Below are 20,082 nucleotides of genomic sequence, written 5' to 3' on the forward strand. Positions count from 1 at the left end.
GGGTTCTGTCGCGGTGCTCCTTCGCCGAAGGCCCGCGGGGCGGCTCACGACGACACGCGCGTCCACCCGTCAGATCTGTCGGCAGTCTAACGGGGTGCGCTCCTCGCCTCACATCTGCTCAGGTGAACCACAGTTGCCGCGACACGCCACTGCAGGTTCATACTTTCGGACGTGACATCTTCGAACGGGTCCGCGTCGGTCACTGCGGAAACTGACGAGCGGGCCGGTGGGCACCGGAAGAAGGGTGCCGGCGCGCTCGTGCTCGGCGCGCTCGGTGTCGTCTTCGGCGACATCGGCACGAGCCCCCTGTACTCCGTGCAGAGCGTGTTCAACGCCAGCCACAACGCCGTCATCGCCAACGAGGCAGACATCTACGGAACGATCTCCTGGATGTTCTGGTCGCTCACCATCATCGTGACGATCAAGTACGTGCTCTTCGTGCTCCGCGCCGACAACGACGGCGAGGGCGGCATCATGGCGCTCGCGGCGCTCGTGCGCCAGGGAGTGCCCAAGGGCGGCAAGCGCTGGAGCGTCGTCATGCTTCTCGGCGTCATCGGAGCATCGCTGTTCTTCGGCGACAGCGTGATCACCCCCGCCATCTCCGTCATGTCGGCCGTCGAAGGCCTCGAAGTCGTGCGGCCCGGACTCAACCGGTACGTCGTACCGATCGGCGCCGTCATCATCACGATCCTGTTCCTCGTGCAGCGCAAGGGCACCGAGGTCGTCGGCAAGTTCTTCGGCCCCATCATGATCCTGTGGTTCGTCACCATCGCCGCCCTCGGCATCGGCCAGATCGTGCGCGACCCGCACATCCTCAAGGCGTTCCTGCCGAACTACGCCACGCTGTTCGTCGTCGAGCATCCCTTCATCGCGTTCATCGCCGCGGGCTCGATCGTCCTGTGCGTCACCGGCGCCGAGGCCCTCTACGCCGACATGGGTCACTTCGGGCGCGCCCCCATCACCCGAGCCTGGTTCCTCCTCGTGTTCCCCTCGCTCGTCCTCAACTACATGGGCCAGGGCTCGCTCATCCTCACCAACCCGGACAAGATCGCGAACCCGTTCTTCCTCCTCGCCCCCGAATGGGCGAAGCTACCGCTCGTCATCCTCGCGACCATGGCCACCGTCATCGCCTCCCAGGCCGTCATCTCCGGCGCGTTCTCCGTGGCACGACAGGCCGAACGAACCGGTTACCTGCCCCGCATGACCGTGCGTCACACCGGCCAGGAGGAAGAGGGCCAGATCTACATCCCCGGGGTCAACTGGGTGCTCTTCATCGGCGTCATGCTTCTGCTCTTCGCCTTCCGCAGTTCCGAGAAACTCGCCGTCGCCTACGGCCTCGCCGTCACCGGCACATTCCTCATGACGACGACGCTGTTCCTCGTCTACGCCCACAGCACGCTCAAGTGGCGCACCTGGCGCATCGTCACCCTCGGCGTCGCGCTCTACCTCTTCGAAGGCATCTTCTTCCTCGCCAACGTCGCCAAACTGCTGCACGGCGGTTGGCTACCCGTCGTCATCGCACTCGGCATCGGCATGTCCATGCTCACCTGGCAGAAGGGGCGCGCCATCGTCGCCACCCGTCGCCAGAGCATCGAAGGTCCCCTCGCCACCTTCGTCGAAACAGCCCGCAGCGGCGACCTGTGCGAAGTGCCCGGCACCGCCGTGTTCCTCCACCCCGACAAGGACACGACGCCCCTCGCCCTGCGCGAGAACGCCAACTTCAACCACGTCATCCACGAGAACGTCTTCATCGTCAGCACCCTCAGCGCCAACGTGCCCCACGTCGCCCCCGAAGACACCGTCATCCTCGACCAACTCGGCAACGACTACGACCGCATCACCCACCTCACCCTCAAGTACGGCTTCCAGGACGACCAAGACGTCCCCGCCGCACTGCGCATCGCCAAGGAACAAGGCGTCGACATCGACCCCGACACCGCCTACTACTTCGTCTCCGAAATCGGCCTCCTCGACACCGGCCGCCCCGGCATGAACAAACTGCGCAAACTGCTCTTCATCGCCATGACCCACAACGCCGCCGTCCCCGCCGACTACTTCCGCCTCCCCAAGGAGCGGACGGTGATGATGGGAGCGCAGATCCTTTTGTAGGGCGCTCGCGCCCTACAAAAGGATCTGCCTGTCTTTTCCCTTGCGCTGTCGCACCGAGCGCCGGTCCGAGCTTGCGAGGACCGACGCTCGGTGCGACAGCGCTTCGGGGGCGTCCGCTTCCAGCCGGGTTCGGTTCCTCAAGAGCGTTGTGGCTTGGGTGCTTGCCTGGCTTTTCAGGCGGCGATTTCTGGGTTGGGTTTTCGAGGAACGGGAGTGCTCAGCGCCAGGCGGATGTCGTCGTCAGGCCCTCGACGTGGTCGTCGAACTCCACCGGGCGCGGCAAGTGGGTGCGGCCCGCCAAGTGCAACGCCCGCACCACCGGCTTCGCACGCACCCGACGGACATCCGTCACCGCCTCGTTGTGGAACCGGTGCGCCAACTCCACCCGCTCACACGCGTCAGCCAACCGGCGCCGAACCTGCGTGCCCGCCGCCGACGCCGGAGCCCAGTCCTCGACCACCGCGCCGAGGGCCGCCGTCAGCTCCCCCTCGATGAGCGCCCGTTCCTCGGGCACGCCCACCTCCTGCACCTCCGCGGTGATCTGAGCGCCTTCAGACGCCTCGAGCGACGCACTCGCCGCCGACGCCAGGAGAAACGCACTTGCAGCATCGAGGTCGGCGCCGTTCGCCAGTTCCAAGGCCACCTCCGCGCGCCGCACCAACTGGGCGTCGAGCGCCGCGAGCGACCCCTCGACCCGTGCGTGCAAACGGTCGAGCCGGGCAGCCGTGTAGCTCAGGTACCACGCGATGGCGAGCGCTCCCGCGAGGAGCAACGCAACAACGGTCCACTCCTGCACGACTACAACCTCCTCGCGATGCGCAACGTCCGCTCAGTCACCTCGTGCGAGCTCGCCACCGTCTCGTAGGCCGTGAGGATGTGGCGTGCGACGGTGCTCCAGTCGTAGATTCGGGCGCGCTCCGCGCCCCGACGCGCCAGGTCTGCGCGGCGGTGGGGGTCGTCGAGCAACGCCGTCACACGGCGTGCGAGGTCGCCCTCGTCGCCCGTGCGGAACAGGACGCCGCAGCGCCCACCGTCCAACACGCGCGCGAACGCCTCGAGGTCGCTGGCCACAACCGGCACCCCGGCACTCAATGCCTCCACGAGGATGATGCCGAAACTCTCACCGCCGGTGTTCGGCGCGACGTAGAGGTCGACCGAGCGGAACAGCGACGCCTTCTCCGCGTCGGAGATCATGCCGAGGAACTCGATGCGCTCACGCATCTGCTCGGGAACGGCCTTGATCACCTCGTCGCGCTCCCCCGGCCCGGCGACGAGCAGCCGCACACCCGGGTAGCTGCGGACGATCTGCGGCAGAGCGCGCACGAGGACGTCGAGACCCTTGCGCGGTTCGTTCATCCGCCCGAGGAACGCGATCGTCCGGCGCTCGTCCGTGCCGCGCCACGCAGGGTTCTGGGGTGCCTGCGCAAATTGGTCGACGTACACACCGTTCGGGACGACGACCGCGTCACCACCGAGGTGACGCGCCACCGTCTCACGCGCTGCCTGCGACACCGCGATGCGGCCCGTGATCTTCTCCAGGCCAGGACGAAGCAACGGGTGCGCGGCGTGCAGCGCGCGAGAACGCACGTTGGAGGTGTGGAACGTCGCCACGACGGGTCCGTCATACGCCCACAGGGCGAGCATCGACACGCTGGGGCTGACCGGCTCGTGCACGTGCAGGACGTCGAACTGACCGCGCTCCAACCAGCGGTTGACGCGGGCAGCCGTCAGTGGGCCAAAGGCGAGGCGCGCCACGGAGCCGTTGTAGCGAATCGGCACGGCACGCCCGGCGCTGACGAAGTAGTCGGGCATGTGCGTCTCGTCGTCCGCGGGCGCGAGGACGCTCACGTCGTGGCCGGCGCCGATGAGGTACTCGGCGAGGTCGCGCACGTGCAGCTGCACGCCGCCGGGCACGTCGAACGAGTACGGGCTGACGAGACCGACGCGCATCGTGTCAGTTCCCTCGCGGCGCGCGGTTGCCGAGGTCGTCGACGAAGACGCGCTGCATCATGTGCCAGTCCTCGGTGCGCTCGACGATCGCCGTCGACAACGCATCGACGCACTGCTGCGTGGCCGCGAGGACGTCGGCGCGCATGTCCGGCGACGAACCGGCATCGACAGGGTCGTGGAAGCGGATCTCGATGGCTCGCATCGCGCGACCCTTCGGAGGGTCGTAGGTGATCGTGACGGGGTACAGGCGAGCACCCGTGCGTCGGGCCAGAATCGCGGGCCCGGCGGCGACCCGCGCGTCGTGTCCGGCGAGCTTCACGGTGACGCCACGCTGCGTGAGGTCACGGTCCGACAGCAGCGGCGCAAAGGCGCCCGGCACCCGCAGCGCCGCCTCGACCTGACCCATGACGTCGACGCCCTCCGTCAACGGGATGATCGTCATGCCGAGGCCCTCACGGAACTCGAGGAACGCGCGGAAGAGCTCGTCGGGTTCGAGACGTTCGGCAACGGTCGTGACGTGCGCGAGCTCGGTGGCGGACCATGCGCCGGCGAGATCCCAGTTACCGAGGTGGCCGAGGTAGAGGACGATCGACTCCCCCGCCGCAAGGTCCGCCCGCACCTGGTCGATGGCACCGGTGGTGCGCACGAGCGAGCGCAGATCGTCATGCGAGAGCGACTGGAGGCGGAACGCGTCGCACCAGTAACGGAAGTAGGAGCGCAGGCCCTCACGGGTGAGGTCGTCCAGGGCCGCGGCGTCGAGTTCCGGGCGGACCCGGGCGTAGTTCGAGCGCATCCGCTCGACGTCCTTGCCGCCGCGACGGTGAAGGACGTCCGCGATCCTCTCGAAGAGCACGTACGCAGCCGGCTCGGGCAGGGCGCGCACGGCACGCCATCCGGCCTTGAAGGCGAGGACGGTGGCGGCGTCCTGCGCTCGCTTGCGGGAGGGAGCGGGCCGAGCCATCAGTTCGCGAGAGCCTTGCCGAGCGCCTGGCGACGCACCATGAGCATGCGCTGCAGCACGGTGATGAACGAGGCCACCGCGAGCAGGGCGAGCACGATCGTCAGGACGATGTACGGCAGGTCGAACAGGCCCGTGAGGCCGGTGGTGACGAGAACCGCAACAAGACGGTCGGCTCGTTCCGCGATGCCGACGTTCGCCTCCATACCGAGCCCCTCGGCGCGAGCCTTGGCGTACGAGACGACGGAACCGAGCACGAGACAGGCGAGCGCGAGGCACGCCATGAGGAAGTTGTCGCCCTGGCCGGCGAAGTAGAGCACGAGACCACCGAAGATGGCGGCGTCACCGACACGGTCGAGCGTGGAGTCGAGGTAAGCGCCCCACACCGACGAGCGACCCGACAGGCGGGCCATGTTGCCGTCGAGCATGTCGGAGAAGACGAAGGCCGTGATGAACAGGGTGCCGACGAGGAACTCGCCGCGCGGGTAGAACCACAGCGCGCCGAACGAGACACCAAGCGTGCCCACGATCGTGACGACGTCAGGGCTGATGCCGAGGCGCAGGAGCAGCTGCGCCAGGGGGCGGAAGATCGCGGAGAAGAAGGCGCGCGCGTACTTGTTCAGCATGGTGACTCAACTGTAGCGGTTCGATACGTCGAGCCGAGGTGCGCGCCGCGCCGGACGAGTCACATCTCACCCCGCGTTCACGAGTCGCGCGCCCCGCGAGGTCGAGGCCGTCAGTCGGTTGGCCAGGACGCCGCGATGCGCTGACGGCTGTCCTCGAGAAGCACCGGGAGAGCCTTCGTCTGACCGACGATCGGCATGAAGTTCATGTCGCCACCCCAGCGGGGCACGATGTGCTGATGCAGGTGCGCAGCCACGCCGGCGCCCGCGACATCGCCCTGGTTCATGCCGAGGTTGAAACCGGCCGGGTTCGACGCCGCCTTCAGAGCGCGAATGCCCTGCTTCGTCAGCTTCGTGAACTCCTCGGTCTCGGCGTCCGTGAGGTCGATGTAGTGCGGCACGTGACGGTAGGGGCACACGAGCAGGTGGCCCGGGTTGTACGGGAAGAGGTTCATCACGACGAAGCAGTGCTCACCGCGGTGCACGATGAGGCCCTCGGCGTCGTCCTTGCCCGGCGCCGCGCAGAACGGACAGCCGTCGCCGGCGTCCCTCGAGGGGCGGTCGGCCTCGATGTAGGCCATGCGATGAGGCGTCCACAGTCGGCCGAAACCGTCGGGCTCCCCCGCGAAGTCGTGCTCGGACTCGGCGTGCTCGGGAGTGAAGTCCTCGTTCTGCGTGACCATGCGCCCCATCCTAGGGAAACCCGCGCGCCGGGTCAGACCGGAGCGATCTCGGCGAGTTTCTCCACGAGCCGCTCGTCGCTCGCAGCGCCCGCGTGGGCCAGGCCGCCCACGCGCTCTGCCACTTTCTGTGCGACGTCTGCGGCATCACCTTCGCCCACGACGGCGACGGCGCTCGCGAGTCCGCCGAGGCCGCTTGCGGCGTCCTCGAGGTCGAGCCAGTCGTCGTCGGTGAGTTCCGCTGTCACACCCGCCCACACGACGCCCGCGGCCATGACGCCACGTTCGGCCAGCGATCCGACGCTCTCGCGCGGCAGCGAGCCGTCCTCACCGAGGTAGAGCACGACGGCGTTCGCCGCCGGCTTCGACGGGCAGGCGATGCAGCGCTCGCGCTGGTCGAGGGCCCAGATGATGTCGCTCATCGCTGCTCCTTCGTGGCCGCGAACGGTGCGTCGCGGTGCATGTGTCGCTCCTCCGGGGCACCGAATCCGAGACGCTCGTACAACGGGCGCGCCTTCGGACGCGTGTTGAGCAGCATCCGCTCGACGCCGCGCGCGTCCGCCCAGGCGTCGACGGTGCGGAGCATGCGTTCGCCGAGTCCCGCGCCACGTTCGTCGGGCACGACGAAGACGAACGCGACGTACAACCACGGCTTGGCGCCGCGCGCGAGCGTCGGCATCCGGTGGACGAGGGCGCACTGCACGATGCCGACGACGGTGCCGTCGGAACGGGTGGCGATCCACGTGGGTACCTCGTCGAAGGCCGAGAGGAAGTCGTCCGCGTACTCGGTCACGAAACCGGCCCGCTTCGGGTGCCCCTCCTCGAGGTCCGAGCGCAACCGAAGCGCTGCACAGGCGAAGGCGTCGTCACGCCTGGCCCGGGCGATGGTGATCGTCATGGCGCCAGTCAACCACGGCTTGACCCTTCGGCAAACGCCCCGCGCCGCACGGCAAACCACGATGTGAGACACGAGTCCCGCCCCTCGATACCGCCCGGGATATCCTCGGACCAGGTCACGAGCGCCAGCGTCAAACCCCGGTTTGCTGGCCGGCAACCCTCCCACCGCGGCGGGGTGCTCCGGGTGACGACCTGGCCCGGCGTCGGATACGCCCGGGCAAGCGCGGAAGCAGAGCTTCCGGCGCACCCCGCGTGCGAGGTTCGCGCACGGGTAGCGACCTTTCGAGGAGTTGTCATGAGCGCTCAGGACTGGGCTTTCGAGACCAAGCAGATCCACGCCGGCCAGGTGCCGGACGGGGACACCGGATCGCGCGCGCTGCCGATCTACCAGACGACCTCGTTCGTCTTCGACTCCGCCGAGACGGCGGCCAACCGCTTCGGCCTGTCCGACCTCGGCCCCATCTACACCCGGATCGGCAACCCGACGTCGCAGGCCGTCGAGGAGCGCATCGCGGCGCTCGAGGGTGGCGTCGGCGCCCTGCTGCTGGCCTCCGGCCAGGCCGCGACGACGTTCGCCATCCTCAACGTCGCGCAGGCAGGCGACCACGTCGTCGCGTCGGCCGCTCTCTACGGCGGTACGTACAACCTGCTCAAGTACACTCTCAAGCGTCTCGGTGTGGAGACCACCTTCGTCGAGGACATCGGTGACCTCGACGCGTGGAAGAGCGCCATCCGCCCGAACACCAAGCTGCTGTTCGGCGAGACGCTGAGCAACCCCGACCAGAAGGTCCTCGACGTCGCGGGTGTTGCCGGTGTCGCCCACGACGCCGGCCTGCCACTGTTCGTCGACAACACCGTCGCGACGCCGTACCTGCTGCGCCCGATCGAGCACGGCGCGGACGTCGTCATCCACTCGGCGACGAAGTACCTCGGCGGCCACGGCACGTCGATCGCCGGCGTGCTCGTGGACGCCGGAACGTTCGACTACGCCAAGGAGCCGGAGAAGTTCCCGCAGTTCAACGAGCCGAGCGAGAGCTACCACGGTCTCGTTTTCGCCCGCGATCTCGGCGTCGGTTCGGCGCTCGGCGCGAACCTCGCGTTCATCCTCAAGGCACGCGTCGAACTGCTGCGCGACCTCGGCTCCGCCGTGTCGCCGTTCAACGCGTTCCTCATCGCCCAGGGCCTCGAGACGCTGTCGCTGCGCGTCGAGCGTCACGTGGAGAACGCGAAGAAGGTTGTCGCCTACCTGAGCGAGCACGCGCAGGTCGAAAAGGTCTTCTACGCCTCGAAGGACGACAGCCCGTACAAGGAGCTGGCCGACCGCTACCTGCCCACCGGTTCCGGTGCAGTGTTCTCCTTCGAGATCGCCGGCGGCATCGACGCGGGCAAGGCGTTCGTCGACGCCCTCGAGCTGCACTCGCACGTGGCCAACATCGGTGACGTCCGCTCGCTCGCCATCCACCCGGCGACGACGACGCACAGCCAGGGCAGTGACGACGACCGCCGCGGCGCCGGCGTCACGCCCGGCCTCGTGCGCCTGTCGGTCGGCATCGAGAACGCGAACGACATCATCGCCGACCTCGACAAGGGCTTCGCAGCCGCGAAGGCTGCCTCCGCCTGATCGCCCGCACCGCGGAGACTACGACGAAGCCACCACCCCAAATCGGGGCGGCGGCTTCGTCGTATGTGGATCAGGCCTCGGCAGGTGCCTCGGCCGCCGTGGGCGACGTGTTGTTGCGCGAGGCGATGTACGCGGCGATCTCGGCCACGGCCTCGTCGACCGGCACGCCGTTCTTCTGCGAGCCGTCGCGGTAACGGAAGCTCACGGCTCCGTTGTCGCGGTCCTCCTCGCCGGCGATGAGGATGAACGGCGCTTTCGACTTCGAGGCGTTGCGGATCTTCTTCGGGAAGCGGTCGTCGCTCGTGTCGATCTCGACGCGTACGCCGGCCCGACGCAGCTTCTCGCCCACCTCGCCGAGGTAGTCGTAGTACTCCTCCGCGACCGGAACCCCGAGCACCTGAACCGGTGCGAGCCACGCCGGGAACTGCCCCGCGTAGTGCTCGACGAGCACACCAAGGAAGCGCTCGATCGAACCGAACTTCGCCGAGTGGATCATGACCGGCTGCTGACGCGTGCCGTCCTGAGTCTGGAACTCGAGGCCGAAGCGCTCGGGCATGTTGAAGTCGTACTGGATCGTCGACATCTGCCACGTACGGCCGATGGCGTCACGTGCCTGCACGGAGATCTTCGGGCCGTAGAAGGCTGCGCCGCCCGGGTCGGGCACGAGCTCGAGGCCCGAGGCGTTCGCGACGTCGGCGAGCACCTGCGTCGCGACCTCCCACTGCTCGTCGGTGCCGATGAACTTGTCCTTCTTGTCGCCGGCCTCGTCACGCGTCGACAGCTCGAGGTAGAAGTCGTTCAGCCCGAAGTCACGCAGCAGCCCGAGGATGAAGTCGAGCAGGTGCTTGATCTCGCCCGGCGCCTGCTCCGGCGTCACGTAGGAGTGGGAGTCGTCCTGGGTGATCATGCGCACGCGCGTGAGGCCCGAGAGAACGCCGGACTTCTCGTCGCGGTAGACCGTGCCGAACTCGAAGAAGCGCAGCGGCAGCTCACGGTAGGAGCGTCCGCGCGAACGGAAGATCTCGTTGTGCATCGGGCAGTTCATCGCCTTGAGGCGGTACTTCTGCCCGTCGAGGTCCAGCGGCGGGAACATGCCGTCGGCGTAGTAGGGCAGGTGACCCGAGGTGTAGAAGAGGTCTTCCTTCGACACGTGCGGCGTGCCGACGTAGCTGAAGCCCTCTTCGATGTGGCGACGGCGGACGTAGTCCTCCATCTCGCGCTTGATGATGCCGCCCTTGGGGTGGAACACGGGCAGGCCGGGGCCGATGTTCTCGGGGAAGCTGAACAGATCCATCTCCGCGCCGAGCTTGCGGTGGTCGCGCTTCTCGGCCTCGGCGAGGCGCTCGAGGTAGGCCTTGAGCTCGTCCTTCGTGGGCCACGCGGTGCCGTAGACGCGCTGCAGCTGCGGGTTCTTCTCGCTGCCGCGCCAGTAGGCCGCAGCCGAACGCATCAGCTTGAACGCGTTGCCGAGCACCTTCGTCGACGGCACGTGCGGGCCGCGGCACAGATCGCCCCAGGCGACGCTGCCGTCACGACGCACGTTGTCGTAGATCGTCAGTTCGCCGCCGCCGACCTCGGCCTCGGCGCCCTCGGCAGCATCGGCCGCGTTGCCCTTGAGACCGATGAGCTCGCACTTGTACGGCTCGTCCTTGAGCTCCTCGAGGCCCTCGGCGTCGGTGATGACGCGACGACAGAAGGTCTGGCCCTCGTTGACGATCTTGAGCATCGCCTTCTCGAGCTTCTTAAGGTCGTCGGGGGTGAACGCCTCGGCGACGTCGAAGTCGTAGTAGAACCCGTCGGTGATGGGCGGACCGATGCCGAGCTTGGCGTCGGGCTTGGCCTGCTGCACGGCCTGGGCGAGCACGTGTGCGGCAGAGTGACGCAGCACGGCGAGGCCCTCGGGCTCCTGTGCCGTGACGGGCTCGACGACGGCGCCGGCCGGCACCTCGCGGTGCAGATCCCACAGGTCGCCGTCGACCCGCATGACGAGGACGGCCTTGTCGTCGCCGAACAGGTCCGTGCCCGTCGTCCCGACCTCCACCTCGCGCTGGTCACCGGCGACGGTCAGGGTGATCTGTTCGGACACGGGAGGTCTCCTTGGAAGTCGGGATGGGGGCGCACCTGCGCCGACCCGATGCAAGGTTACCGGCTCCCGGAAGTGCCGGGCGAGCCGGTTTGCCGCGCGATCAGAGGCTGTTGACGATGACGGCGGCGAGGCCGCTCGCCACGAGGACCAGGACGACGAGGACCGCGACGAGGAACGTCGACATCCCGCCGCCGCTCGGCGCAGGTGCGGGACGCGGCGCCGCTCTGGCGCTGGCGACACGTGCCGGGGACGCCTGATGCGCGCGCGGCGGGGCACTGGGTCGGGCCGGCGCCGGTGCGGGGCGTCCGGAGCCGCCGGCCGCAGCACGACGGCGTTCCTTCTTGATAGCGGCGATCCATTCGCCCGCCGACGGCGGACGCTCGGCAGGGTCCTTGCGAAGCGCCCACCGAATGGCGGCGTCCACGCGCGGCGTCACCCCGTCGACGCGTCCGACGAGCGACGGGGCCTTCGCGTGGCGGTGGGCCTGGCGCAGCTCCTCCAGTTCCCGCCCCGCGAAGGGCGGTTCACCCGTGAGCGCGTAGTAGAGGACGCAGCCGAGCGCGTAGACGTCCACCGCGGGCCCGTCCTCGGATGATGCGGTGAAGCGCTCGGGCGCCATGTAGGCCCACGACCCGAGAATCTGAGAGCCGGCCGCCACCTTGTGCCGGTCGACGACGGCGATGCCGAAGTCGGCGAGGTAGACGAATCCCTTGCGGTCGACGAGGAGGTTGGCTGGCTTCACATCGCGGTGGACGACGCCCGCGGCGTGCGCGTCGTCGAGGGCCGAGGCAGCCTGCTCGACGATCTCGATGGCCGTACCGAGCGATGCCGGCCCGAACTGCCGCACGACGCCCGAGAGGGAGTGCCCGTCGACGTAACGCATGTCGAGGTAGGCCTGGTCGTCGATCTCGCCGTAGTTGTGGATCGGCACGATGTGCGGCGAGTTCATACGCCCCACGAGGTCGGCCTCGCGGCGGAAGAGCTTGAGGTAGTCGGCCTCGTCGGCCTCCTGGTCGGCAATCACCTTGAGCGCGACGACACGGTCGTAGCGCGTGTCGCGGGCCCGCCAGACACGCCCCATGCCGCCCTGCCCGATGACGTCGAGCAGTTCGTACGGTCCTAGGTGTTGCACGCGGACACCTCCCCTTTCTCGCGGCGAGGCCAACCTTACGGTCTCGTCCTGCTTCGCCTCGCGTGTACGCGCCGAACGCCGGGTCACCCCCTACTTGCGGGTGACCCGGCGTTCGCTTCGACTCGTTCGCGGGTCAGTCGGTTCCGAACTCCATCGCCGCTTCGTCGAGGGCGATCGCCTCGGCGTCCGCGTTGGGGTTGGACGCGATCTGCTTCGCGCCGCCCGGCTCGAGTTGGCCGACGAGGTCGGTCTGCGCGCGGCCCAGGCCGCCCGAGGCGGCGTAGAACTCGAGCTTCTCGCGGGTGTCGGCGATGTCGAGGTTGCGCATCGTGAGCTGACCGATGCGGTCGACGGGACCGAACGCCGCGTTCTCGGTGCGCTCCATCGACAGCTTCTCCGGGTGGTAGCTGAAGTTCTCGCCGACGGTGTTGACGATGGAGTAGTCCTCACCGCGACGCAGGCGCAGCGTCACCTCACCGGTGACGGCGGTGGCGACCCAGCGCAGCAGACCCTCGCGGATCATGAGCGACTGCGGGTCGAACCAACGGCCTTCGTAGAGCAGGCGGCCGAGGCGACGACCGTCGTTGTGGTACGCAGCGATGGTGTCCTCGTTGTGCACGGCGTTGAGCAGTCGCTCGAAGGCCGTGAAGATGAGCGCCATACCGGGGGCTTCGTAGATGCCGCGCGACTTGGCCTCGATGATGCGGTTCTCGATCTGGTCGCTCATACCGAGGCCGTGACGACCACCGACGGCGTTGGCTTCCTGGAACAGCGCGACGACGTCGCCGCCGAAGTCGTCGCCGTTGATGGCGACGGGCAGGCCGCGTTCGAGGCGAACGGTGACATCCTCGGTCTCGATCTCGACGGACGGATCCCAGTGGGCCACACCCATGATCGGCGAGACGATCTCCATCGACTCGTCGAGGTGCTCGAGGGTCTTGGCCTCATGCGTGGCGCCGAGGATGTTGGCGTCCGTGGAGTAGGCCTTCTCGGCCGAGTCGCGGTAGGGCAGACCGTGCTCGGTGAGCCACTCGGACATCTCCTGACGGCCACCGAGCTCGGTGACGAAGTCGGCGTCCAGCCACGGCTTGTAGATGCGCAGCCCCGGGTTCGCGAGCAGACCGTAGCGGTAGAAACGCTCGATGTCGTTGCCCTTGAAGGTGGAGCCGTCACCCCAGATAGAGACGCCGTCCTCCTGCATGGCGCGCACGAGGAGCGTGCCCGTCACGGCGCGGCCCAGCGGCGTCGTGTTGAAGTAGGTGCGACCGCCCGAGCGGATGTGGAAGGCACCGCACGCGATGGCGGCAAGACCCTCCTCGACGAGGGCCTTCTTGCAGTCGACGAGACGCGAGAGCTCGGCACCGTACTGCCCGGCGCGGCCGGGGATGCCCTCGATGTCGTCCTCGTCGTACTGGCCGAGGTCGGCCGTGTAGGTGCAGGGAACGGCGCCCTTGTCGCGCATCCACGCCACAGCGACGGACGTGTCGAGGCCACCGGAGAACGCGATGCCGACGCGCTCGCCGGTCGGCAGTGAAGTCAGAACCTTGGACATGCCGCCGACTCTATCGGCCCAATGACTAGTTATGCAAAACGATCGTATACCTACTCATTCGCGCGTTCATGGGCGCGTTCCAGACTATCGGGGGCGCCGGCGCTTGCGGGCATCATGGGGGCATGGATACCGCTGCGGGACAGGCCGGAACAAGCTTCGACGCGGTCGTCCTCGTCGGCGGCCGCGGTTCGCGTCTCGGCGGCGTCGACAAGGCCGCTCTCGACCTCGGAGGGCACCCACTCGTCGGCGCCTCGCTGAACGCTGCTCGGGGCGCCAGCACGCTCGTCGTCGTCGGTCGCACCTCGGCGCCACTCCCCTCACGCGCGGTCCTCACCCAGGAGGAACCGGCCGGATCGGGCCCCGCCGCCGGGTTCGCCCGCGGGCTGACGACGATCACCGACCCGTCCCCCTGGACGCTGCTCCTGGGCTGCGACCTGCCGGGGGCAGGCGACGCGGTGCGTCGCCTGCTCGACGCCCGCGCAGCTGGTGGCGACGCTAATGGCGTCGCTGATGTTGACGGGTTCGTCCTCACCGACGCCGACGGGCGCGCGCAGTGGATGCTCGGGCTATACCGGACGGCCGCGGTGCGCGCCGCCGTCAACGCATCCGCCGCGACGAACCTCTCGATGCGTGCGCTGTTCGCCGGGCTCGATCTCGTCCTCGTACGTCCGGCAGGCCCGGAGTGGCACGACATCGACACGTGGGCCGACCACGCCGCGTGGACCGAACGCCTCGACCCGCAGCGGCCGGCCTGACTCCCGTCCCGATGTCGCGGCGGTCGCTTGGGCCGACTCTCCTGCGCTTGGGCCGACTCGGCCTCGGCCCAACCGCGTCGAAGTCTGCCCACCGGGATGACGACAGTGCGCTGACATCATGGTGACCCATGAGCACCCACCCCGAGCAGTGGACCCGCTGGGTCGAGAAGGCCTGCACCGCGCTGGACCTCGACCCGGCAGATATCGACATCGATCTCGTCCACGAGCTGTCGAAGAACGTCTCGCACGAGGTGACGCGGCCACTGGCGCCGGTCTCGAGCTACCTCCTCGGCATCGCCGTCGGGCGACGCCTCGAGCGGGGCGAGCCCGTGGACGCCGCGGCTCAGCGCGAAATCGCGGACCGGGTTCCGCTCACCGACTGACGTCGTGCGCTGATCGACTCAGCCGCCGATGGCACTCATCGGGCGTGGCGGCTGCAGGAAGCCTGGCTCGTTGATGCCGTGTCCGGGCAGCTTGCTTGCGAGGCACTCGTGGATCTTCGCGGTGATGTCGTCGTCGCTCGCGCCGGAGCGCAGGATGTCGCGCAGGTTCGTCTCCGTGCGCGAGAACAGGCACGAGCGCAGCTGGCCGTCGGAGGTGAGGCGCAGGCGGTCGCACGCCCCGCAGAACGGCATGGTGACGCTCGCGACGACGCCGACGCGGGCGGGTCCGCCGTCGACCTCGAACAGTTCGGCCGGTGCGGCACCGCGGCCAGGCACCTCCGTGAGCGTGTGGTGCGCGCGCAGGGCATCGAGGATCTCGGCGCCCGTGATCATCTCGGTCCGCGACCAGATGTGCCCGCCGTCGAGCGGCATCTGCTCGATGAAGCGCAGTTCGTAGCCTTCACGGATCGCCCACTCGAGCAGGTCGTTCGCTTCGTCGTCGTTCTCACCGCGCAGCAGCACGGTGTTGACCTTGATCGGCTCGAAACCGGTAGCGCGGGCGGCGTCGAGACCGGCCATGACGTCGTCGAAGCGGCCCCGACGGGTCATCGTCTTGAAGCGCTCCGGGTCGAGGGTGTCGAGGCTGACGTTGAGCCGCGCAAGTCCCGCTTCCCGAAGCGGTTCCGCGAGACGGGCAAGGCCGATGCCGTTCGTCGTCATCGAGATCTCGGGGTGCCCCTCCGGCCCCTCGAGTGCCGCGAGACCTTCGACGATGGCGACGATGTCGGGGCGCAGAAGCGGCTCTCCCCCGGTGAGCCGGATCTCGGCGATGCCGGCCTCCACCGCAACGCGCGCGATGTTGAGCATCTCCTCGAGGGTGAGCAGCGTCGGTTTCGGTGCGAGCGGCACACCGTCCGCCGGCATGCAGTAGGTGCAGCGCAGGTTGCACTTGTCCGTGAGCGAGATGCGCAGGTCGCGGTGGACGCGCCCGAAGGAATCGACCAGCCCGTGGGTCATGTCAGGCCCGACCAGACGTCGTCGCCGTCGGTGTTGTGCTGGTGCTTCCAGATCGGCAGGGAGCGCTTCACCTCTTCGACGAGTTCGTTGCACAGCGCGAACGCCAGGGCCCGGTGCGGTGACGACACCGCTGCGACGATCGCGATGTCCCCGACGCCGAGGCGTCCGACCCGGTGCGTGACGGCGATGCGGGCGACACCGTCAGGGTCGAGCCGCGCGGCTACGTCGGACGCGATGTGCGCCATCGTCTCGCTGGCGCTGGGGTGGGCCGAGTAGTCGAGGTGCGTGACCTCACCGTCGATCTGCGGGTCGTGGTTGCGGACCGCTCCGACGAAGCTCGCGGTGGCTCCCTGACGGGCGTCCTCGACGGCGTCGAGGTGGGCCTGCAGATCGAGCGGCGCGTCGACGACGTCGGCGATGAGGACCGGCATCAGCGCCCGCCGCCAAAGATGCTCGAACGGTGACAACGCATTGGGTCAGGCTATCCCAGCCAGTTCAACGCCCGGTGGCCCACACCTGGGTAAGCGATGGGTACCAAAAACGCGGAACCCGAAGGATTCCGCGTTATCTATGGTGGATGTAAAGGGACTCGAACCCCTGACCTCTCGCGTGTGAAGCGAACGCTCTAACCAACTGAGCTATACATCCGTGTGGTGCGCGGGAAACATTAGTCGAACTCCTGCCCGACACCAAACCGGCCACGGGCCGCTCAGCCCAGGCCGGGCACCTTCGCGAGGAGGTCCTTGGCGAAGTCCGGGAACCAACCCGGCACGCCGGACACGGCGAACATCGCCCAGAAGATGGCCAGGACGAGCGCGAACGTCAGCAGGCCCGCGATGGCCTTGGCCCACCAGCCCTTCTCCTCGAGCCAGTCCCACCAGGCCTCGACGGTGCCACGCACCCACTTGAGCAGGTTCTGGGCCCACTCGAACTCACTCGCCCAGATACCCAGCCCGATGAAGATGATGACCCAGCCGGGCCCCGGGAACGGCAGCAGGATGATGCCGATGAGGACGACGATGAGACCGAAGATGGCCACCGCCATCCGGTAGATCTGCGCGCTTCGCGGGTTGGCGCGGATGCGTCGTCGCCACTCCCAGCGATCGCGATCGCCTCCGTCGACGGGCGTCGCCCCGTGTGCCTGCTCCTCGTGCATGGCAAGGAAGCCTACGAGGCGCAGCGCCTTCGTGCACCTTGATGGGTGAACAGCGTGTCAGGCGAGGAGCTCGTCCTGACGCTCGGAGAACACCTCGGCAAGTCGTGCGGTGACGCGGCCCGGCGTGCCCTCCTCGCTCAACTGCCGTTCGTTGATGGCGTGAATCCCCTGCACGTTTCGCGTCGAGGACGTGAGGAACGCCTCATCGCATTCCGTGAGGACATCGAAGCTCAGCGGCTTCTCGACGATCTCGATGCCGGCCTCACGGCCCCAGCGGATGGCGAGGTCACGGGTGATGCCTGCGAGGGGGCCGTCCTCGAGCGGCGGCGTGACGACGCGCTCCCCCAGCACGACGAAAATGTTGGAGCCCGTGCCCTCACACAGGTTCCCGAGGGTGTTCGCGAAGATCGCCTCGCTGCCACCGTTCTGCTTCGCGGCGGCCAGTGCGACGACGTTCTCTGCGTACGAGGTCGTCTTGAGTCCGGCGACCGCCGAGTTCTCGTTTCGCGTCCAACGCACGGTCGCGACCTTGGTCGTCGGCGCCGGGCGCGGTACGGCGGAAGCGGTGACGATGTGGGTCGGCGGGGCATCGCCGCGGTCGGAACCGAGCGGCCCGACGCCGCCCGTCACCGTGTAGCGCAGACGCCCGAAATCGATCTGGTCACCTTCGAGCACGGCGGCGATGCCGTCGTCGACCTTGGCTCGGTCGAGCTTGGGCAGCCCCAGGCCGGCGAGCGAGCGGTCCATGCGGTCGTGGTGCATCCCCAGCGCGAAGACACGGCCGTTCTCCACCTTGGCGGTCTCGAAGACGCCGTCCCCGACCGTCACGCCGTGATCGATCGGCGAGATGGCGGCACCGTCGTCGACGCGTCGACCTTCGACCCAGATTCGGACGCTCATGCATTCCTCCCAGTGTGTCGGCCATCAGCGATGCCCAACAGTCGACGTGCCTTAAGTTCGGTCTCGTGCCACTCGGTGCCGGGGTCGGAATCCCAGGTGATTCCCGCACCCGCACCGAACGACACTCCACCAGAGACTATCGGCCCGGACGCCGATTCGTTTCGGTGTATTTCGCGATCGTTTTCGCGCCAAAACGTCCGGATTCCGACGGCTAGTTCAGCCTGCCCGGCTGTGCCGTCAACCCACCCGATCGCGCCGCAGTAGGGGCCGCGCGGGGCCGTCTCCAGTTCGGCGATGACGTCCAGCGCACTGCTCTTCGGAGCGCCCGAGACCGACCCTGGCGGGAAGGTGGCGTCGAAGACCTCGGGCCAGCGGACACCGTCGCGCATCTGCCCACGCACGGTCGACACGAGATGAACGAGCCCCGGGTGGTGCTGGGCCTCGAGCAGACCGTCGACGCTGACCGTTCCCGGCCGACAGACGCGCTGCAGATCGTTGCGCACGAGGTCGGTGATCATGATGTTCTCCGTGGCGTCCTTCGCCAGCATGCGCTCGAGCGTCGAGGCGGTGCCCTTGATCGGTGCCGACGTCAGCGCGCTCCCCTCACGCGCCAGGAAGAGCTCGGGCGAGGCGCTTGCGATGTCGACGTGCCCCTCGACGTCGATGCGGCACGCGTAGGGCGCCGGATTATCGACGAGGAGGTCTGCGAAGAGGCGATCGAGATCGTCGCGTTCGGCGCCGTCTGCGCCGTCCCGCTCGAGAACACGGCAGAGATTGACCTGGTAAACGCGACCCCATGCGATGTCGTCCCGGATCGCAGCGACGCCGCGTTCGTATGCCCCGCGGTCGAGGCTCGTGCTCCAGGCGCCTTGCGCCACCGTCGATGCCTGGTGATCGGGCTCATCGCTTCCCAGTCGCGCCTCGAGAGCCCCTGCCCACGCGCGATCTTCGTGGTGGACGACGTGACGCAACCGCGCCGCCGTGACCCGGCCCTCGAAGGTGACGACGAGCGCATGAAACGCCGGCTCGTCCAGCACGGCGAGGTCGTCGTGGACGGACTCCACACCCCACGCACTCACCGTGCGGAACAGGGCGCGTTCGCCGTGCGCCTGCTCGATACCGTCCATCACGCCGCAAGGCTAGAACATACGAAAACACCCCCGGCGCTCGGCCGGGGGTGTTTCGAGGTGGTGGGCGATACTGGGTTTGAACCAGTGACCTCTTCCGTGTCAAGGAAGCGCGCTACCGCTGCGCCAATCGCCCGAGAACGGGATTGGAGCGGACAACCGGGCTCGAACCGGCGACCTCAACCTTGGCAAGGTTGCGCTCTACCAACTGAGCTATGTCCGCCTGTTTCCTCGACCTCGCGGTCTCGGCAACGACGAGAACGTTACCCGGTTCATCGATCGTTCACCAAATCGCGGATGTGCGCAGCGCTCAGGCGGCTTCGCTCACTCCTCGACGACGTGGATCGCCGACTCCTCGGCGCTCTCGTCACCGCCGGCGTAACCCTCGTCGGACGCGACGAGGTCCTTCTCCTCGTCCTCTCGTTCGCCCTCGTCCGGGGCGACGAGACGACCGGCCTCGCGTGCGTCCACCTCCTCCGAGACACCGTCGGGGTTGCCGTACGCGGAGTCGGGGTCGACGTCCGGCGTTTCCTCGGCCAGGCGCTCGTCGAGGGTCTCGGTGCCGCCGTGGTCGGCCCAGCGGGGCTGCTTCTCAGGGGCCGTGATGCCGGCGTCGAGGGCCTCTTCGTACTCGCGGCCGCTCAGGTCGTCCGCCGCCGAAGCCTGGTCGGCGAATTCGCTCAGGGTGCCTTCGTCTTCGTGGTTCGTCATGGGGCCATCATGACAGGTGGCTCCGGCGGCTCGACGTGGGAGCCGGACCGAAACGCGAACGATCCCCGCAGCGGAAAGGCTGCGGGGATCGTCATCGAACTGGTGGGCGATACTGGGTTTGAACCAGTGACCTCTTCCGTGTCAAGGAAGCGCGCTACCGCTGCGCCAATCGCCCGAGGTGGAGACGGGATTTGAACCCGTGTAGACGGCTTTGCAGGCCGTTGCCTCGCCTCTCGGCCACTCCACCACGCGAGTAAAATCTCGCACGTGTCCAAGAAGACACAGAGCGGACAACCGGGCTCGAACCGGCGACCTCAACCTTGGCAAGGTTGCGCTCTACCAACTGAGCTATGTCCGCCTGAAGCTTCGCGCAGTGCGCGTCGCAACGAGGTGAAACTCTAACCCATCCCTGTCGCGGGCGCCAA

Annotated in this window: 20 protein-coding genes, 6 tRNA genes and 1 riboswitch; of the genes, 4 read left to right on the forward strand and 22 right to left on the reverse strand. The window is 68.1% G+C overall.

All coding sequences use genetic code 11. The annotated features are described in order from the left end of the window. Positions 1-171: 171 nt before the first annotated feature. The gene (locus IM689_RS08345) at positions 172-2,109 is read left to right on the forward strand and encodes a potassium transporter Kup (RefSeq protein ID WP_193643637.1); all 1,938 of its coding nucleotides are present in this window, start codon (positions 172-174) and stop codon (positions 2,107-2,109) included. 217 nt (positions 2,110-2,326) lie between these two features. Here the strand turns inward: IM689_RS08345 and IM689_RS08350 are convergent, their stop codons facing one another. From IM689_RS08350 to IM689_RS08380, 7 genes are all read right to left on the reverse strand, one after another. Then, positions 2,327-2,905 (reverse strand): hypothetical protein, encoded by a 579-nt coding sequence (locus tag IM689_RS08350; protein WP_047311564.1) that lies wholly within the window; start codon positions 2,903-2,905, stop codon positions 2,327-2,329. 2 nt (positions 2,906-2,907) lie between these two features. After that, positions 2,908-4,059, reverse strand: coding sequence for a glycosyltransferase family 4 protein (locus IM689_RS08355; protein WP_193643638.1), 1,152 nt, complete (start codon positions 4,057-4,059; stop codon positions 2,908-2,910). 4 nt (positions 4,060-4,063) lie between these two features. Continuing rightward, entirely contained in the window at positions 4,064-5,020 is a 957-nt protein-coding gene (locus IM689_RS08360) for a phosphatidylinositol mannoside acyltransferase (RefSeq protein WP_193643639.1), read from the reverse strand. Beyond that, entirely contained in the window at positions 5,020-5,643 is a 624-nt protein-coding gene (gene pgsA / locus IM689_RS08365; RefSeq protein WP_129663692.1) for a phosphatidylinositol phosphate synthase, read from the reverse strand. Before pgsA ends, IM689_RS08360 begins: the two co-directional genes overlap by 1 nt. Positions 5,644-5,753: 110 nt before the next feature. Next, on the reverse strand, positions 5,754-6,323 hold the full coding sequence (locus IM689_RS08370; protein ID WP_047311560.1) for an HIT family protein: 570 nt from the start codon (positions 6,321-6,323) through the stop codon (positions 5,754-5,756). A gap of 32 nt (positions 6,324-6,355) precedes the next feature. Beyond that, positions 6,356-6,742 carry a hypothetical protein gene (locus tag IM689_RS08375; RefSeq protein ID WP_193643640.1) on the reverse strand — a complete coding sequence of 129 codons (387 nt, stop codon included), beginning with the start codon at positions 6,740-6,742 and terminating at the stop codon, positions 6,356-6,358. After that, on the reverse strand, positions 6,739-7,218 hold the full coding sequence (locus tag IM689_RS08380) for a GNAT family N-acetyltransferase (RefSeq protein ID WP_193643641.1): 480 nt from the start codon (positions 7,216-7,218) through the stop codon (positions 6,739-6,741). Before IM689_RS08380 ends, IM689_RS08375 begins: the two co-directional genes overlap by 4 nt. Positions 7,219-7,331: 113 nt before the next feature. Beyond that, a riboswitch (SAM riboswitch) is annotated at positions 7,332-7,447 on the forward strand. Between the two features lie 65 nt (positions 7,448-7,512). Between IM689_RS08380 and IM689_RS08385 the strand changes: the two genes are divergently transcribed. Beyond that, positions 7,513-8,838, forward strand: a complete 1,326-nt coding sequence (locus IM689_RS08385; protein WP_193643642.1) for a bifunctional o-acetylhomoserine/o-acetylserine sulfhydrylase — start codon at positions 7,513-7,515, stop codon at positions 8,836-8,838. A 70-nt stretch (positions 8,839-8,908) separates the two neighbouring features. Here IM689_RS08385 and thrS read toward each other — a convergent pair whose 3' ends face one another. From thrS to argG, 3 genes are all read right to left on the reverse strand, one after another. After that, positions 8,909-10,924: a threonine--tRNA ligase gene (gene thrS, locus IM689_RS08390; RefSeq protein WP_193643643.1), complete on the reverse strand. Its 2,016-nt coding sequence runs from the start codon at positions 10,922-10,924 to the stop codon at positions 8,909-8,911. A gap of 100 nt (positions 10,925-11,024) precedes the next feature. Continuing rightward, on the reverse strand, positions 11,025-12,056 hold the full coding sequence (locus IM689_RS08395; protein ID WP_193643644.1) for a serine/threonine-protein kinase: 1,032 nt from the start codon (positions 12,054-12,056) through the stop codon (positions 11,025-11,027). Between the two features lie 133 nt (positions 12,057-12,189). Beyond that, complete coding sequence (gene argG / locus IM689_RS08400; RefSeq protein WP_193643645.1) at positions 12,190-13,608, reverse strand: argininosuccinate synthase; 1,419 nt, start codon at positions 13,606-13,608, stop codon at positions 12,190-12,192. A 122-nt stretch (positions 13,609-13,730) separates the two neighbouring features. Between argG and mobA the strand changes: the two genes are divergently transcribed. Both mobA and IM689_RS08410 read left to right on the forward strand, forming a co-directional pair. Further along, positions 13,731-14,363 carry a molybdenum cofactor guanylyltransferase gene (gene mobA / locus IM689_RS08405; protein WP_193643646.1) on the forward strand — a complete coding sequence of 211 codons (633 nt, stop codon included), beginning with the start codon at positions 13,731-13,733 and terminating at the stop codon, positions 14,361-14,363. A 128-nt stretch (positions 14,364-14,491) separates the two neighbouring features. Further along, positions 14,492-14,746 (forward strand): DUF6457 domain-containing protein, encoded by a 255-nt coding sequence (locus IM689_RS08410; protein WP_047311554.1) that lies wholly within the window; start codon positions 14,492-14,494, stop codon positions 14,744-14,746. Positions 14,747-14,764: 18 nt separating this feature from the next. On the opposite strand, the gene moaA is transcribed toward IM689_RS08410, so the two are convergent. From moaA to IM689_RS08470, 12 genes are all read right to left on the reverse strand, one after another. Further along, positions 14,765-15,763 carry a GTP 3',8-cyclase MoaA gene (gene moaA / locus IM689_RS08415; protein WP_193643647.1) on the reverse strand — a complete coding sequence of 333 codons (999 nt, stop codon included), beginning with the start codon at positions 15,761-15,763 and terminating at the stop codon, positions 14,765-14,767. After that, positions 15,760-16,194, reverse strand: coding sequence for a molybdenum cofactor biosynthesis protein MoaE (locus tag IM689_RS08420; protein ID WP_118913216.1), 435 nt, complete (start codon positions 16,192-16,194; stop codon positions 15,760-15,762). The genes moaA and IM689_RS08420 overlap by 4 nt, the downstream gene beginning before the upstream one ends. Positions 16,195-16,334: 140 nt before the next feature. Further along, positions 16,335-16,411, reverse strand: a tRNA-Val gene (locus IM689_RS08425). A 61-nt stretch (positions 16,412-16,472) separates the two neighbouring features. After that, positions 16,473-16,919 (reverse strand): TIGR02611 family protein, encoded by a 447-nt coding sequence (locus IM689_RS08430; RefSeq protein ID WP_052946974.1) that lies wholly within the window; start codon positions 16,917-16,919, stop codon positions 16,473-16,475. A 57-nt stretch (positions 16,920-16,976) separates the two neighbouring features. Then, positions 16,977-17,819 carry an aminotransferase class IV gene (locus tag IM689_RS08435; RefSeq protein ID WP_193643648.1) on the reverse strand — a complete coding sequence of 281 codons (843 nt, stop codon included), beginning with the start codon at positions 17,817-17,819 and terminating at the stop codon, positions 16,977-16,979. After that, the gene (locus tag IM689_RS08440; RefSeq protein WP_193643883.1) at positions 17,816-18,946 is read right to left on the reverse strand and encodes a chorismate-binding protein; all 1,131 of its coding nucleotides are present in this window, start codon (positions 18,944-18,946) and stop codon (positions 17,816-17,818) included. The genes IM689_RS08435 and IM689_RS08440 overlap by 4 nt, the downstream gene beginning before the upstream one ends. Before the next feature lie 61 nt (positions 18,947-19,007). After that, a tRNA-Val gene (locus tag IM689_RS08445) sits at positions 19,008-19,082 on the reverse strand. An 11-nt stretch (positions 19,083-19,093) separates the two neighbouring features. Then, a tRNA-Gly gene (locus IM689_RS08450) sits at positions 19,094-19,169 on the reverse strand. A gap of 101 nt (positions 19,170-19,270) precedes the next feature. After that, entirely contained in the window at positions 19,271-19,657 is a 387-nt protein-coding gene (locus IM689_RS08455; protein ID WP_193643649.1) for a DUF5709 domain-containing protein, read from the reverse strand. 100 nt (positions 19,658-19,757) lie between these two features. After that, positions 19,758-19,832 (reverse strand) — tRNA-Val (locus tag IM689_RS08460). 1 nt (position 19,833) lies between these two features. Next, a tRNA-Cys gene (locus IM689_RS08465) sits at positions 19,834-19,904 on the reverse strand. 38 nt (positions 19,905-19,942) lie between these two features. After that, positions 19,943-20,015: transfer RNA gene (locus IM689_RS08470), tRNA-Gly, on the reverse strand. Positions 20,016-20,082: the final 67 nt, after the last annotated feature.

The organism is Dermacoccus barathri (assembly GCF_015070805.1).
Classification (GTDB): Bacteria; Actinomycetota; Actinomycetes; order Actinomycetales; family Dermatophilaceae; genus Dermacoccus; species Dermacoccus abyssi.

Coding starts and splice junctions, on each gene's coding strand:
- mobA (WP_193643646.1), top strand. CDS start 13,731: ATGGATACCGCTGCGGGACAGGCCGGAACAAGCTTCGACGCGGTCGTC.
- IM689_RS08420 (WP_118913216.1), bottom strand. CDS start 16,194: ATGCCGGTCCTCATCGCCGACGTCGTCGACGCGCCGCTCGATCTGCAG.
- IM689_RS08455 (WP_193643649.1), bottom strand. CDS start 19,657: ATGACGAACCACGAAGACGAAGGCACCCTGAGCGAATTCGCCGACCAG.
- IM689_RS08435 (WP_193643648.1), bottom strand. CDS start 17,819: ATGAGCGTCCGAATCTGGGTCGAAGGTCGACGCGTCGACGACGGTGCC.
- moaA (WP_193643647.1), bottom strand. CDS start 15,763: ATGACCCACGGGCTGGTCGATTCCTTCGGGCGCGTCCACCGCGACCTG.
- argG (WP_193643645.1), bottom strand. CDS start 13,608: ATGTCCAAGGTTCTGACTTCACTGCCGACCGGCGAGCGCGTCGGCATC.
- IM689_RS08370 (WP_047311560.1), bottom strand. CDS start 6,323: ATGGTCACGCAGAACGAGGACTTCACTCCCGAGCACGCCGAGTCCGAG.
- IM689_RS08355 (WP_193643638.1), bottom strand. CDS start 4,059: ATGCGCGTCGGTCTCGTCAGCCCGTACTCGTTCGACGTGCCCGGCGGC.
- pgsA (WP_129663692.1), bottom strand. CDS start 5,643: ATGCTGAACAAGTACGCGCGCGCCTTCTTCTCCGCGATCTTCCGCCCC.
- IM689_RS08380 (WP_193643641.1), bottom strand. CDS start 7,218: ATGACGATCACCATCGCCCGGGCCAGGCGTGACGACGCCTTCGCCTGT.
- IM689_RS08360 (WP_193643639.1), bottom strand. CDS start 5,020: ATGGCTCGGCCCGCTCCCTCCCGCAAGCGAGCGCAGGACGCCGCCACC.
- IM689_RS08430 (WP_052946974.1), bottom strand. CDS start 16,919: ATGCACGAGGAGCAGGCACACGGGGCGACGCCCGTCGACGGAGGCGAT.
- IM689_RS08440 (WP_193643883.1), bottom strand. CDS start 18,946: ATGGACGGTATCGAGCAGGCGCACGGCGAACGCGCCCTGTTCCGCACG.
- IM689_RS08385 (WP_193643642.1), top strand. CDS start 7,513: ATGAGCGCTCAGGACTGGGCTTTCGAGACCAAGCAGATCCACGCCGGC.
- IM689_RS08375 (WP_193643640.1), bottom strand. CDS start 6,742: ATGAGCGACATCATCTGGGCCCTCGACCAGCGCGAGCGCTGCATCGCC.
- IM689_RS08410 (WP_047311554.1), top strand. CDS start 14,492: ATGAGCACCCACCCCGAGCAGTGGACCCGCTGGGTCGAGAAGGCCTGC.